The following is a 14,536-nucleotide window of genomic DNA, read 5'->3' on the forward strand; positions in this document are numbered from 1 at the left end:
GCCGGGCGTCCTCGGCCCCATCCGGCTGCCGCTGCCCCGCCAGGGGCTGGCCGCCGCCTGGCAGCGCGGCCACGGCCCGGCGCCGACAGGAGTGGACGTCGTCCACGCCCCCACCCTGCTCGTCCCGCCCCGGCGGCCGGGGGTGCCGCTGGTCGTCACCGTCCACGACGCCGTGCCGTGGACCCACCCGCACACCCTCACCCCGCACGGCGCCCGCTGGCACCGGCGGATGGGCGTCCGGGTCGCCCGCCACGCCGACGCCGTGATCGTCCCCACCAGGGCCGTCGCGGCCGGCCTGCGGGCCTGTCTGCCGATTCCGGCCGAGCGGCTGCACGTCGTCGGGGAGGGGGTGAGCGAGGCGGTCGGGCGGGTCCCGGCGGACGCCGCCGCCCGCGCCGGGCGCCTCGGCCTACCCGCCGGCGGCTACCTGCTCACCCTCGCCACCCTGGAGCCGCGCAAGGGCCTGGAGACGGTGCTCGCCGCGCTGCGCGACCCGGCCGCGCCCGGCCTGCCACTGGTGCACGTCGGCGCGCCGGGCTGGGGCGGGCTGGACCTGCGGGCCGAGGCCACCCGCCTCGGCCTCGAGCCGGCCCGGCTGCGGCTGCTCGGCCGGCTGGACGACGCCGACCTCGCGGTCGTGCTGTCGCGGGCCACCGCGCTGCTCGCGCCGAGCCGTTCGGAGGGCTTCGGGCTGCCGGTCGTCGAGGCGATGGCCCACGGTGTCCCCGTGATCGCCTCTGACATTCCCGCGTTCGTCGAGGTCGGCGGGCCCGCGATCGTGACCGTCGCGGTCGGCGACGCCGCCGCGCTGGCCCGCGCCGTCACGTCCGTTGTTGGTGACACAGAGTTACATCGTCGGCTGAGCGTGGACGGGCGAGCGAGAGCGGCGGCATTTACCTGGAACGGGGCAGCGGAATCGGTCTGGTCCCTTTACCGTCGACTTAGCGGCTCTCGGGAGTTCTCGACGGGGTGACTCTCAGGATCCGGTGCGGGCGTAGGCTTGCCTGCGGACCGAGGTCGACGTGATCGGCAGTACCGGGCGGGTCGGGGGCGACCCGCCGGGGGACGGCTTCACGCGGCGTCGGTGGTCTCGAAGAACCTAGCGGTGAGTAACACGCCGCCAGTCGGAAGGAGCGCCGTGTCTCCCCGGGTGCTCGTCGACGCCACAGCGGTTCCAGCCGACCGTGGTGGCGTCGGTCGTTATGTCGACGGGCTGGTGGCGGCCTTGGATGCGGCTGGCGCCGACCTCGCCCTGGTCTGTCAACGATCGGACTACGAGCGGTACGGCCGGATGGCCCCGCACGCCAACGTGGTGGCCGGGCCAGCGGCGATCGCCCACCGGCCCGCCCGGCTGGCCTGGGAACAGACCGGGCTGCCGCTGGTCGCCTACCAGGTCGGCGCACAGGTCATCCATTCGCCGCACTACACCATGCCGTTGCGTACCTCCCAGCCGGTGTGCGTGACCATCCACGATGTCACGTTCTTCACAGAGCCGGAGATGCACACCGCCGTGAAGGGAACGTTCTTCCGGTCGGCGATGCGTACCGCCGTGCGCAAGGCAAACCGGATCATCGTCCCGTCCAAGGCCACCCGGGACGAGCTCATCCGGGTCCTCGACGGCGACTCGACCACGACCGACGTCGCCTACCACGGGGTGGAGACCGCGACCTTCCACCCGCCGACGGAGGAGGACAAGCGCCGGGTGCGGCTGCGGCTCGGCCTCGGGGACAGCCGGTACGTCGCCTTCCTCGGGATGCTCGAGCCGCGCAAGAACGTCCCGAACCTGATCCGTGGCTGGGCCGAGGCCGTACACGACCGGGTGGCCCCGCCCGCGCTGGTGCTCGCCGGCGGCTCGGGCTGGGACGACGACGTGGACGCGGCGGTCGCCTCGGTGCCGTCCCACCTGAAGGTCGTCCGGCCCGGCTACCTGCGCTTCTCCGACCTGCCCGGGTATCTCGGCGGGGCGTCGCTGGTCGCCTACCCGTCCCACGGGGAGGGTTTCGGGCTGCCGGTGCTGGAGGCGATGGCCTGCGGCGCGCCGGTGCTGACGACCCCCCGGCTGTCCCTGCCGGAGGTCGGCGGTGACGCCGTCGCCTACACCCAGCCCGACGTCGACTCGATCGCCCGGGAGATGAGCGCGCTGCTCGACGACGCACCGCGGCGCGAGTCGCTGGCGCAGGCCGGTCTCGCCCGGGCCCGGGAGTTCACCTGGGCGGCGAGCGCCGAGGCGCACCTGGCGAGCTACGCGCGGGCCGCCGCGTCCTGACCCCGACAGCCGGCCGCGGCACCGCCAGTGGCATCCTGACCCGGGTGCGGCAATCACCTGTGCATCCGGCGAGCGGGGACGAAGAGGGCGGTCAGTGAGCGCACAGCACAACAGCGCACGGAACGAGGCGGCATCGACACAGCCGGCGTCGCGGTCGCGGCCGGCATCGGCGTCATCGCGGCCAGCGTCGCGGCCAGCGTCGCGGCAGCCGTCGTCGCCGTCGGACGGTGAGTCGCCGTCCGACGGTAAGCCGGACGGCCCGGCCGCCGCGGACACCCGGCCGCACCTGCGGGTGGTGGTGGTGGCGTTCCACTCCGGGCAGGTGCTCGGCCCCTTCCTGGACTCCCTGGCCAAGGCCACGTCGCTGCCCTACGAGGTCGTCGTGGTGGACAACTCCCCGGCGCTGGACGCGGGCACGGCCGCCGCCGCCGGACGCGACGAGGTCCGCCTGCTGCGCACCGGGCGCAACCTCGGCTACGGGACGGCGGTCAACCGCGGCGCGGCCGGCAGCGCCGCGCCGTGGCTGGTGGTGGCCAACCCCGACATCACGTTCACGCCGGGGTCGCTCGACGAGCTGCTGGCGGCGTCCGGACGCTGGCCGGGCGCCGGCGCCTTCGGCCCGGCGATCACCAATCCGGGTGGCGTGCTCTATCCGTCAGCCCGTGAGCTGCCGTCCCTGCGGCGGGGGATCGGTCACGCCCTGTTCGGCTGGTGCTGGCCGACGAACCCGTGGACGACGGCCTACCGCCGCGAGCGCGGCGTGCTGGTCGAGACGACCGCCGGCTGGCTGTCCGGGGCGTGCCAGGTGCTGCGGCGCCAGGCGTTCGAGACGGTCGACGGGTTCGACGAGACGTACTTCATGTTCATGGAGGACGTCGACCTCGGCCGCCGGCTCGGCCTGCTCGGCTGGCAGCGGGTCTACGTGCCGACCGCGGTCGTGGAGCATCTCGGCGGCCACTCGACGAGGCGGTCCTCCCGCCGCATGGTCGTCGCCCACCACCGCAGCATGTTCCGCTACCTGTCCCGGCAGTACCCGGACGCGCGCCACCTGCCGCTGCGAATCCTGCTCGGGCTGGGGCTCGCCCTGCGCCTGTTGGCGGCCGTGGCGTTCGCCGACAACAGCGCCGGCGCCCGCGCGACCCGCTCCGCCGACGCCCTCCCGCCTCGCGGCACCGACCCGCCTCGCGGCACCGACCCGCCTCGCGGCACCGACCCGTCCCGAAGCACCGAACCCGCCCAGAACGAGGCACCGGCCCGTGACACAGAGCCCGCCCGTGACGCGGACGCGGTCCGGACCGCTGACCCTGCCCACGCGCGGTCCTGGTCCGAACCCGCGCCCGAACCAGGGCCGGTCACCGCGTCGCGGTGAGTTCTAGGAGAAGTCCAGCAGGTCGGACAGGGGGAACGAGATCGGGAACGGGTCCTCGAGCTTGACGGTGCCGTCTCCGCTGAACGCCAGGGGGGCTCCGTAACGCCCCTGGTCGGTGGCGACGCGGAGCACCTGGAGGCGGGGTTCGGGGTCGAAGTCGACGATCCAGTACTGGGGGATACCGGCGAGCGCGTACTCGGTGACCTTGCGTCCCCGGTCCTCGCGTTCGCTGCCGGAGCCGCGGGAGACGACTTCGACCGCCAGGAGCACGTCCGCCCCGTGGTAGAGCGAGCGGCCGAGCCTGCGGGCGCTGCTGGCGGCGGTCGCGTCGATCACGGCAACGTCGGGCTTGCGCGCGCCCGCGGGCGTGGCGATGTCCATGGGTGCCTGGACGTAGACCCGAGCCTTCGCGTCCTCGGCGGCGCGTTCCAGGATCCGGCTCAGCCGCCTGGCGAGAAAGTCGTGACGTGTACTGGGCGCCAACTCGATCAACCAGCCATCGACGAGCTCGAAGGACCGGCCAGCATCGGGCAGCCCGTGCAGATCCTCGACGGTGTAGGGCCCGTAGCCGTAGTCGTAGTCGACACTCACTGGCTCCTGTCCTCTCCTAAGGCGGCAGCCATCGCAACCATGAGGTTAGTCCTTCAGCCCGCGTGAACTCTCGCCGACTACGATCATGACATGTGGTGGTCGGGGGGCTCAGCGGCCTGGGATGAGCTCGTTCAGGCGGCTGGCCACGACGGAGATCATGGCGCTGGTGAGGCGGGGAGCCGCTGTCGCCTCCTCGACGATGGCGCGTACCCGGTCCGCCCGGGCACCGGTGGTGAGCCGTTCGACGGCCGCGTCCAGGTCGGGCTCGGACGCCGCCATGGCGGCCTCGGTCAGCGCCGAGCGGGCCCGGGCGACGTCCGCCCGCAGCGCCGCGGCGGCCATGTGCTCCCAGCGTGACTGACCGGGCGGCTGCGCGCCGCGGCCGATCAGGTGCGCCAGGCCGAGGCGGCCGAGCCCCAGCCTCGTCCCGATGGCGGTGTGGATGTGCAGCACGTCACTCGGCTCAAGGTCGTTACGCAGCGCGACGTCGACGATGTCCAGCGCCGGGCTCATCGCGTCGAGCCAGGCGACGCGTTCGGCCAGCCGGGCGGGCAGGCCGCGTTCGTAGAGCTGTTCGGCGAACCGCAGGACGGCGGTCAGCTCCTGGTCGGAGCCGACGGTGGCGAGCACGGTGGGCAGTGCCGCGGCGACCTCGGCCATCCCCTCGGCGTAGCGGGTGGTCTCGGCGGTGATGTCCAGCGGTGACCGGCGGGAGCGCAGCAGCCACAGCGCGGCCTCCTCCTGGACGAAATGGCAGTGCAACAGGGCCTCGGCGGCCGGGTCGGTGGAACCCACGGCCGGGCGCGGACGGCCGTCCTCACCGGCGCCCCCGCCCATGCCCCCGCCCATGCCCCCGCCCGTGCCGGCGTCCGTGCCGGCGTCCGTGCCGGCGTCCGTGCCGGCGTCCGTGCCGGCGTCTTCGGCGCCGGGAGCGCCGGTGCTTCCCCCGGCGCTGCCGGCGGAGCCGCCCCCGGGGCCCTCGCCGAGGCAGTGTCTGTCGAGGGCGTCCCAGATGTCGGTCAGGCCGAGCAGGCTGCCGGTGACGACGAACGCGCGGGCGCACTGGACCGTGTCCGCACCGGTCAGCTCCCGCAGGCGGTGCAGGAACCCGGCCCCGACCCGGTCGATGATCGAGTTGGCGAGCCGGGACGCGACGATCTCCCGGCGCAGCGGGTGACGGCCGAAGTGCTCGCGCAGCACCGGCCGCAGGGACGCCGGCAGGTAGGCGTCCAGGACGGGCTCGAGCGCCGGGTCGTCGGGCAGCGGCGAGTCCAGCAGCGCGCGGGTCACCGTCCGTTTCGCGTAAGCGTGCAGGATCGCGATCTCCGGCCGGGTGTAGGTGCGGCCCGCGGCGACCCGGGTGGTCAGCTCCTCGGCGTCCGGCAGGGTCTCGACGCCCAGGTCGAGCTCGCCGGTGTCGACCAGGTGCTCGACGAACCTCGTCAGCCCGTCCGCCGCGGTCACGACGTGGCGTTCCGCCGCGCTCAGCGCCAGGGCCTGGCGGGCGCAGTCGACCAGGACCGCCCGCACGACGCCGCGGGTGGCGGCGGCCAGCAGCTTCTCGCGTTCGGCCCGGTCGATCGCGCCCGTCCCGATCGCCAGCTCAAGGCCGATCTTGATGTTGACCTCGCGGTCGGAGCAGTCGACGCCGCCGGAGTTGTCCACGAAGTCGGTGTTGCAGCGCCCGCCGCGCAGGGCGAACTCGATCCGGGCGGCGTCGGTGAGGCCGAGGTTGCCGCCCTCGGCCACGACCCGGCAGCGCAGCTGCCGGGCGTCGACCCGCATCCCGTCGCGGGCCTTGTCCCCGACCGAGGCGTGCTCCTGCCCGCTGGCCTTCACCCAGGTGCCCACGCCGCCGTTCCACAGCAGGTCGACCGGCGCGCGCAGGATCGCCCGGACCAGGGCGTCGGCGGGCAGCGTGTCGTCGCCGACACCGAGCAGCTCCCGGACCGGCTCGGTCAGCTCGATCCGCTTGGACGACAGCGGGAAGACGCCCCCGCCGGCCGACAGGGCGCCGCGGTCGTAGTCGTCCCAGCCGCTCGACGGGAGCGACGCCAGCCGCCGGCGTTCGGTGAACGACCGGGCCGGGTCGGGGTCGGGGTCGAGGAAGATGTGCCGGTGGTCGAAGGCGGCCACCAGCCGCAGATGACGGGAGAGCAGCATCCCGTTGCCGAAGACGTCCCCGGACATGTCACCGATGCCGACGACGGTCAGGGGCTCGCGGTCGGCGTCGACACCGAGCTCGGCGAAGTGCCGGCGCACCGACTCCCACACGCCGCGGGCGGTGATGCCCAGCGCCTTGTGGTCGTACCCGCTGCGGCCACCGGAGGCGAACGCGTCGCCGAGCCAGTAGCCGTTCGTCGCCGCCACCTGGTTGGCCAGGTCGGAGAAGCGGGCCGTGCCCTTGTCGGCGGCGACGACCAGGTAGCTGTCGGGCCCGTCGTGGCAGACCATCCCCGCCCGGCGGTGCGTCTCGCCGTCGGCCCGGTTGTCGACAAGGGCCAGCAGCGCCTCCATGAACCGCGTGTAGCAGGCCTCGGCCAGCCGGGCGAGCTCCCCGGGCTCCGCCGGTGGACGGCGCAGCACGAACCCGCCCTTGGCCCCGTCCGGCACGATGACGGCGTTCTTGACCCGCTGGGCCTTCAGCAGGCCGAGGATCTCGGTCCGCAGGTCCTCCTGACGGTCGGACCAGCGGATGCCGCCGCGGGCCAGCAGGGTGCCGCGCAGGTGCACCGCGTCGAACCGGGGGGAGCTGACGAAGATCTCGGCCTCCGGCCGCGGCCGGGGCAGCCACGGCAGCCCGGCCGGGGCGAGCTTGAAGGCCAGCGCGTCCCCGCCGCCGCCCACCTCGTCCCCGCGGCCCTCGTACCCCTGGCCGTAGCCGGCGTGGACCGTCCGCTCGGCACGCTCGGAGGGTGCTCGGCCGGCTCCCGCCGCCCGGTCGGGCAGCGGCCGCTGGATCTGGATCCGATCCGGCGCCGATCCGGGCGCCGAGCCGGGGGCTGCGTAGAACGTCGTCCGGACGACCGCGAGGACGACGTCGCGCAGCCGGCGCAGGACCGTGTCGTCGTTGATGCCCGTCACCCACCCGAGCGCGTCCTCCAGCGCGGCGTGCAGCCGTTCGGCGTTGTCCGGGTCCGCCCGCAACGGATCCATCCGGGCGTGGAAGAGCGCCACCAGGTCGTGCGCGTAGGACGGGTGGGCGGTCAGGACGCGGTGGGCGTAGCGCCCACCCAGCGACGTCCCGGCCAGGCGCAGGTAACGGAACAGCGCCCGCAGCAGCCGCACCTCACGGGCGGTGAGCCCGGCGGTGAGCACCAGCGAGTCCAGGCTGTCGCTGTCGACGTCCCCGAGCGCGAGACCGCCCAGGACGTCGCGCAGCCCGTCCATCTGCTTCAGCGCCGCCTCCGCCAGCTCCGGGGAGACGATCATGTGGTACTCGTCCAGGCTGGCCATGCCCCCGTCCGGGCCCGGACGGCTCGGCAGGCAGCGGTGGGTCCGCGCGCGCAGGCCCAGGTTGGCCAGCACCGGTATCACGTCGGCGATCGGCGGCTCGTGCGCCTGCCAGGCGAGCCACACCGCCAGCGTGGCGGTCCCGTCGTCGGTGCGGGCGGCGGCGAAGCCCGGCTCCCCGCCCTGGGCCAGCCCGGCCAGGGCGGTCTCGGCGCCCGACAGGGTGCCGTCGTGGAGGAGCCGGTAGCTGCGATCAGACGGGCGTACCACCCTTTCAGCATCGCCAGAAATGCCGGGCAGCGCACTCCGGCACACCGCGCGGCCGGCTGACCCGCTCCTTGCGCTCCGGTGTCCGCGACGCGACGTCACCGAAATACGCGAACATCGTGCACCAGGCGGTGCCGCCTCTGCGAAACTGACCCGCCATGGACGCTGTGATGCTGGTCGGTGGGCAGGGCAGCCGGCTGCGCCCGTTGACGATGTCGGCACCGAAACCGATGCTCCCGGTCGCCGGGGTGCCGGTGACCGCCCATATGCTCGCCCGCGCCCGGGACGCGGGGATCACCCGGGTCGTCCTCGCGACCTCGTACCGGGCCGAGGTGTTCGAGGAGTACTTCGGGGACGGCGCCGCCCACGGGCTGGAGCTGGAGTACGTCACCGAGGCCGAGCCGCTGGGGACCGGCGGCGGGATCCGCAACGTCGCGTCGAGGCTGCGCGGCGGCCCGGACGACCCGGTGGTCGTCTTCAACGGTGACATCCTCTCCGGGCTGGACATCGCCGCGCTGGTGCGGCGTCACCGCCAGGCCGGCGCGGCCGTCACCCTGCACCTGACCGAGGTCGACGACCCGCGGGCGTTCGGTGTCGTCCCCACCGACGCCGACGGCCGGGTCACCCAGTTCCTGGAGAAGACGCCCGACCCGCCGACCAACCGGATCAACGCGGGCTGTTATGTGTTCCGCCGGTCGGTGATCGACAGCATTCCGGTGGGACGCCCGGTCTCGGTCGAGCGGGAGACCTTCCCCGGGCTGCTGGACGCCGGCCTCCTGGTGGTCGGCTACATCGACAGCACCTACTGGCTGGACCTGGGCACGCCCGACGCGTTCATCCGGGGCTCCCGGGACCTGGTGACCGGGCGGATCGCCTCCTCGGCGCTGCCGGGGCCGGTGGGTGACTGGCTGGCGCTGCCGGGCGCCGCCGTCGCCGTCGACGCCAAGATCGGCGGGGGCACGGTGGTGGGTGCCGGCGCGACGGTGGGTGCCGGCGCCACCGTCGACGGCGCGGTGCTCTTCGACGGGGCGGTGATCGGCGAGGGTGCGACCGTGCGCACCTCGGTGGTGGGTGCCGGCGCGGTCGTCGGGAACAGGGTGTCGCTGGACGGGGTGGTCATCGGTGACCGCGCGCGGATCGGGGCCGGCAACGAGCTGCGGGCCGGCGCCCGCGTCTTCCCCGACGCGGTGCTGACCGCGGGCGCGATCCGCTTCAGCTCCGACCGTGTCTGACCGGCGTCTGACTGAGCGTGCCTGACCGGCCGCGCCCGACTGGCCGTGCCTGACCGGCCGTGCCCGACCGGCCGGGGCGGGCCGGCCGGCGGCGTCCACCCGTGCCCTGCCCGTCCGTGCCCTGCCCGCGGCGCCCCGAATCCCGCCCTGAGGGGGCCGCCCAGCGTGCCCCGGATGCCTGCCCGGGGACCCCGCTTCAGGGTGCCCCGGGCCCTGTCCGGAGCGCTCAGCGCGGCACCGCGGGACCGGGCGCGGCGGACGTCCCCGGAGCGGGGGCCGCCCCGCCCGGTGCGGGAGCCGCGCCCGCGGTCAGTGCGGCCACCGTGCCCGCGATCGTCGGGCTGAGGTTGAGGGTGCCGCCGGCGGCACCCGACTCGGCCGCGGTGGGGGAGTCCCAGGTCGCGCCGGCGGCATTCGGGTTGGCGTGGGTGGACACGAACTCCTTGATGGCGGCCTCGGAGACGGTCGCGCATCGCTGGGTGCGGTCCCAGGCGGTGAGGACGAAGTGCTTGTCCCCGGGGAAGTCGCCGCGCTCCCAGGGCACCGCGATGAACCGGTTCCCGGCGTTCTCGGCAGCGGCACGCAGCGCCGTGACCTGGTCGTCGGCGAGCTTCGGGTCGTACCAGCCGATGACGAAGCCGTGTTCGAGATTGTGCACGGCGCGCTCGATCCGCAGTTGCGGGATGCGCTCGTAGAAGCGGTAGGCGTCCGGCAGCGGGTCGGCGTCATGGTTGCCGGACGACGGCGGGGCCGCGTCGTAGCTGACGGTCTCGTTCGCCGCGACATGGGTGTTGCCGCGCGGCGCGTCGTTGACGACTCCGGTGCACCCGGCCGCCGCCGCGGCCTTGCTCGCCGCCGCGACATAGCCGACCTTGTGGGTCTCGTTCTTCGACCTGTTGTCGAGCACGGCGTAGATGATGATGCCGGCCAGCACCGCGAGCAGGACGACACCGGCGGAACCGTAGATCAGCCAGGAACGGCGCCGCTCCTGGCGCCGTTGTTCGCGCCGGAGCGCCTCCAGCCGTGCGTTGCGTTCCGCGCTCTTCTTACCCACGGCGCACCATCCTACGAAGGTCCGAATATCACGCTGTACCCCGTCCTGGCCACGAGGTCCCGGTCACGGGAGCCAGGTCACGGGAGCCAGGTCACGGGAGCCAGGTCACGGGGTGCGGTCCCGGTCACCTGGCCCGCCCGTCCGCCCGTCTGTCCGCCCGGCGGCCCGGGCCGCGCGGCCCGGGTCATCTGGTGACGACGAACGGCGTGACGTCCCGCGGCGGGCGCGGCTCGGGCGGGCGTGCCGGGTGGCCGGCCCCCACCGCGCCCATCGGCTGCCAGTCCGCCGGCAGGCGCAGCACCTCGCGGACCACGTCCGGGCAGAACAGGGTGCTCGACACCCAGCACGACCCCAGGCCCTCCGCGGCCAGGCTGACCAGCATGTTCTGCACGCCGGCCCCCATCGCGACCAGGAACATCCGCTCCTCGGCGGCGGCCCGCCGGCGGTCGGGATAGCCGTGGGCGCCGTCGGTGACCAGGCAGGGCACGACCAGGACGGGCGCCCGGCGCAGGACGTCGCCCCGCCCCAGCCGGCGGGTGACCGCGGCCGGGCCGAAGCCGTCCGCGCGCAGGTCCGCCGCCCACGCCTCGGCCATCCGCGCCAGCAGCTCGTCGCGGGCATCGGTGACGACCACGAACCGCCACGGGGTCGTGTGGTGCGGGGCCGGGGCGGTCACGGCGGCGGCGAAGGCGCGCTGGAGCGCCCGCGGGTCCACGGGCGCGTCGCTGAACTCGCGGACCGTCCGCCGGGCGGTGACCGCCGAGCGCCGGGCCTCGGCGGTGCCGAGCCGGAACATGTCCTCCGCCGCCGGGCGGACCAGCGCCCGGGCCCCGCGACCGTCGTCGGTGAGCGCGCGGAAACCGCGCACGAGCGCCACCGGCGCCCCGGAAAGCTTCCGTTTGACCAGGTCAGCCGCGGCGGCCAGCTCGTCCGCCTCGGCGATCTCGGTCATGCCCAGCTCGTTGCCGTACGGGTCGACGTCGCCGATGTGGCTGCGCAGCGCGGCCAGCCCCGCGACACCGATCGCGTGGTCGGTCAGGCCGGCCCGCCACGGCCGGCCGGCGGTGTCGCTGACGACGACGCCCACGGACACGCCCAGGCGGGCCCGCAGGCCGTCGACCAGGGCCCGCGCGCTCGCGTCCGGGTCGAGCGGCAGCAGGGCGATCTCGTCCTTGCGGACGTTGGACGCGTCCACCCCGGCGCCCGCGAGTACGAAACCGTGCCGGGTCTCGACGATGCGGGTCGGCCCCCGGGCGGCGACCTCGCGGACGGTCTCGGCTTCGATGGCGGCCAGCCGCGTGGCCTCCCGGTCGCCGCCCGCGGGGACCAGCCGTCCCTCGGCCTTTGAAATGATCTTTGAGGTGACGACGAGGATGTCGCCATCGCGTAACGTGACATTCTGAGCGGCGAACGCGGTCGCGATGATCGCGGCGAGGTCGTCGCCGGCGCGTATCTCGCCGATTCCCGTGACGGCGGTGACGGACAGTGATTCAGACACCGGCAAGCTCCAGGGCCGCGCGGACGATCCCGATGGTCGCGTCGATGTCCGTCATCAGCAGCGGCCTGGCCTTCACCGTGACGCCGGGCACCTGCGCGCCGGTGTCGGCGGTGTCGACCAGCCAGCCGTCGAGAATCCCGCCGGTATCGGCGCCGGCCGTGCCACCGCCGGCCCCATGGCTGCCAGCCCCAGCACCGCCGGCCCCATGGCTGCCAGCCCCAGCACCACTGGCCCCACCGATCGCGTCGCTGCCGGCCGTGCCATCGATGGTCTCGCCGGTGCCGGCCTCGCCGCCACCCTCACCCGTGGCGGGGGTACGGCGGGCGCCGTAGTGGGCGCCGACCGCGGCCGCGGTGGTGGCCACGCCGATCGCGCGCAGGCAGGCGTCCGCCATGCCGCGCACCGGGGCCCCACCGATGATCGGGGACACTCCGATGACGGGCGCGGGTGTCGCGGCCAGCGCCGCCCGCAGCCCGGGCACGGCGAGGATCGACCCGATGGACACCACCGGGTTCGACGGTGGGAGCAGCACGACGTCGGCGTCCGCGAGCGCGTCGAGCACCCCCGGCGCCGGCCGCGCCCGCTCGGCCCCGAGCGAGATGATCTCCTGGGCCGGGGTGGCGGCGCGCATCCCCAGCCACCACTCCTGGAAGTGCACGGCCCGCCGCCCCTGGTCGGTATCGACGACCACGTGCGTCTCGACCCGGTCGTCACTCATCGGCAGCAGGCGCAGCCCCGGCTGCCACCGCCGGCACAGCGCCGCGGTCACGTCGGTGAGCGAGTAGCCGGCGTCGAGCATCCGCGTGCGGACGAGGTGGGTGGCGAGGTCGCGGTCACCGAGCCCGAACCAGGCCGGGCCGACGCCGTAGGCCGCCAGTTCCTCGGCCACGGTGAACGTCTCCGCCTCCCGGCCCCAGCCCCGTTCGGTGGAGATCCCCCCGCCGAGGGTGTACATGACCGTGTCGAGGTCGGGACAGATGCGCAGGCCGTGCAGGGTGATGTCGTCACCGGTGTTGCCGATCACCGTGATGTCGGCGTCGGGCAACGCGGCCCGCACACCGAGCAGGAAACGGGATCCCCCGATGCCGCCCGCGAGCGCTGTGATCCTCACCGCGCCCTCACGTCCCGCGCACTCACGCCCCGTGACTGTGTCACCGTTCGACCCTATCCGCATGCCGTCACCGGTGACGGCCGGGCCGGCCGCCGCGGGCACCGCGGGCCGCGTCCCAGGGCCGCCGGCTCCTCGCGGCTGCCAGGCCCGGACAGGTGCCCGGAGCGCGGGAACCGGACCGCGAGAACTCGCGGAGACCGGCAAAAACCTATGGCCGCGGGCTCGTCGGCCGGGACGGTGGGGTGGTGGGCGGTGGAGAGGTGCCGGCCTCGGCCGCGCGGTGGTGGGTGGTGAACGCGGCCAGCAGGTAGCGCACCAGGCTGCTGGTCGGCCGGGTAGGAGCGGGATCGGCCAGCCCGCCCTCGATGGTGGCCACGACCGTGTCCGCGGCGATGTCCTGTTCCGTTGCGTCGACATGGTCGGCGACCGTGGCCAGCGCCAGGTCGTGCAGCCAGGAGCGCAGCCGTTCGTGGTACTCCATCACCATCGGGGAGTGCGGCGCGCGTTCGGCCACACAGGGATGCAGGGAACGCCGGCGCTCGACCGAATCCAGGGCCGCGAACAGCTTCTGCGCCGGATCGCCGTCGAGCGCGTCGATGCGGTCGACCTCACCGTCGAGCAACCGGTTGAGGACGGCGGCGAAGGCGTGGTCCTTCGACCGGAAATACCAGTAGACGGAGCCCGGCTCGATGCCCGCGGCCCGGGCGATTTCAGCGACGGAGGTGGCGGCGAAGCCGCGGGCGAGGAACTGCTGTTCGGCAATGGCCAACAGCGCGTCTATTCGCTCCTCGCGTGGGACCTCCTGACGGTTACGCGGCACCTGATCAGCCTAACGACCGGCGCTGCCATCGGTGTGCGGAAGGTCCCCGCGGCGATGGCACGTGATGGATGTCAACGGTTGTCGCCCGTTATCGGTGTATCCACCCGTCAAGGTCGCCATTTGTCCGGTCCGCTCCGTCACGCCAAGTTGTGATCTTGAAAAGATGGCGGATCGTATTGGATGCGCCGTATCTCTTGATTCTGCTTAGAGAGCGTGGGGAGACTGGATGTGCCACCGACATGCGGTGCGGTAACAGAAAGGACGATTCATGTCCCAGCCGAAGCCGCTCGTGATGCGTCACAGCCTCGACGTCCTCACGGCGACGCTGGCCCGGGCGCTGGCCGACGCGCGCCATCCACAGGTCGAGGCCGCCACCCGTTCGCAGGTACGCCGTAACGCGGGCAGGTCCCCGGCGCCGCCGGACGACTTCGGGGCCCGGCGCTGTGACCGGCTCGTCGTCCGTACCCGGACATACAACATTCTTGGTGTCGCCGGCCGGCTGCGCGCCATCACCACCTGACTGACGCCACGCTGGCACCACCTGCTGACCCGGACACGTCCGGTAGAGGTACCCGGACGCGTCCGGATGCGATGGCCGCCGACGGCGCGAAGAACATGATCGTGCCACTGAGGGCCTCGCCCGGTATCTGATCGCTGGGATTCGGATGGGTAGATGACGAGATCGCGGGAGCCCGCGCAGGGCCCGTCCCGGAGTACGGACAGCGACGCCACACCGCCGGTGACGCGGAAGGCCGGACAGGAGGCCGGACAGGAGGCCGCGCGGCCGGTACGGCCGGCCGCCCGGCCGGGCCGCGGGCCGCGTGACCGAGCAGCCACCGGCGCCGGAGCCGGCCTGGCGCCCACGGGCTCGGCGC

At 74.0% G+C, this 14,536-nt stretch carries 10 protein-coding genes and 2 pseudogenes; 6 read left to right on the plus strand and 6 right to left on the minus strand.

The genetic code is table 11. The annotated features are described in order from the left end of the window. The 3 genes and pseudogenes from NBX02_RS05140 to NBX02_RS05150 form a co-directional block, all read left to right on the plus strand. Positions 1-973, plus strand: a 973-nt coding sequence (locus tag NBX02_RS05140; RefSeq protein ID WP_250290221.1) for a glycosyltransferase family 4 protein, incomplete at its 5' end; no start/stop codon positions are given. Between the two features lie 165 nt (positions 974-1,138). After that, a complete protein-coding gene (locus NBX02_RS05145; protein WP_250290223.1) occupies positions 1,139-2,266 on the plus strand; it encodes a glycosyltransferase family 4 protein in 1,128 nt (375 codons plus the stop codon). Positions 2,267-2,552: 286 nt separating this feature from the next. Further along, positions 2,553-3,428: pseudogene (locus tag NBX02_RS05150) on the plus strand (glycosyltransferase family 2 protein); the annotation flags it as partial. Positions 3,429-3,638: 210 nt separating this feature from the next. On the opposite strand, the gene NBX02_RS05155 reads toward NBX02_RS05150, so the two are convergent. Further along, positions 3,639-4,226, minus strand: coding sequence for a Uma2 family endonuclease (locus NBX02_RS05155; RefSeq protein WP_250290227.1), 588 nt, complete (start codon positions 4,224-4,226; stop codon positions 3,639-3,641). A gap of 108 nt (positions 4,227-4,334) precedes the next feature. Beyond that, positions 4,335-7,949 (minus strand): NAD-glutamate dehydrogenase domain-containing protein, encoded by a 3,615-nt coding sequence (locus NBX02_RS05160; protein WP_250290228.1) that lies wholly within the window; start codon positions 7,947-7,949, stop codon positions 4,335-4,337. A 155-nt stretch (positions 7,950-8,104) separates the two neighbouring features. Here NBX02_RS05160 and NBX02_RS05165 point away from each other — a divergent pair, with 155 nt between their 5' ends. Further along, positions 8,105-9,178 carry a nucleotidyltransferase family protein gene (locus tag NBX02_RS05165; protein WP_250285640.1) on the plus strand — a complete coding sequence of 358 codons (1,074 nt, stop codon included), beginning with the start codon at positions 8,105-8,107 and terminating at the stop codon, positions 9,176-9,178. A 226-nt stretch (positions 9,179-9,404) separates the two neighbouring features. Here the strand turns inward: NBX02_RS05165 and NBX02_RS05170 are convergent, their stop codons facing one another. The 4 genes from NBX02_RS05170 to NBX02_RS05185 all read right to left on the minus strand — a co-directional run bounded on the left by NBX02_RS05170 (position 9,405) and on the right by NBX02_RS05185 (position 13,661). After that, positions 9,405-10,232 carry a DUF3105 domain-containing protein gene (locus NBX02_RS05170; RefSeq protein WP_250285639.1) on the minus strand — a complete coding sequence of 276 codons (828 nt, stop codon included), beginning with the start codon at positions 10,230-10,232 and terminating at the stop codon, positions 9,405-9,407. Positions 10,233-10,416: 184 nt separating this feature from the next. Next, entirely contained in the window at positions 10,417-11,730 is a 1,314-nt protein-coding gene (locus tag NBX02_RS05175) for a coenzyme F420-0:L-glutamate ligase (RefSeq protein ID WP_250285638.1), read from the minus strand. Next, positions 11,723-12,841, minus strand: a complete 1,119-nt coding sequence (gene cofD / locus NBX02_RS05180) for a 2-phospho-L-lactate transferase (RefSeq protein WP_250285637.1) — start codon at positions 12,839-12,841, stop codon at positions 11,723-11,725. Before cofD ends, NBX02_RS05175 begins: the two co-directional genes overlap by 8 nt. 208 nt (positions 12,842-13,049) lie before the next feature. After that, entirely contained in the window at positions 13,050-13,661 is a 612-nt protein-coding gene (locus NBX02_RS05185) for a TetR/AcrR family transcriptional regulator (RefSeq protein WP_250285636.1), read from the minus strand. A gap of 268 nt (positions 13,662-13,929) precedes the next feature. Here NBX02_RS05185 and NBX02_RS05190 point away from each other — a divergent pair, with 268 nt between their 5' ends. Both NBX02_RS05190 and NBX02_RS05195 read left to right on the plus strand, forming a co-directional pair. After that, complete coding sequence (locus NBX02_RS05190; protein WP_250285635.1) at positions 13,930-14,181, plus strand: hypothetical protein; 252 nt, start codon at positions 13,930-13,932, stop codon at positions 14,179-14,181. A gap of 153 nt (positions 14,182-14,334) precedes the next feature. Beyond that, positions 14,335-14,536: pseudogene (locus tag NBX02_RS05195) on the plus strand (hypothetical protein); the annotation flags it as partial.

The sequence above is a fragment of the Protofrankia sp. CiP1_Cm_nod1 genome (assembly GCF_920888515.1).
Lineage (GTDB): Bacteria > Actinomycetota > Actinomycetes > Frankiales > Frankiaceae > Protofrankia.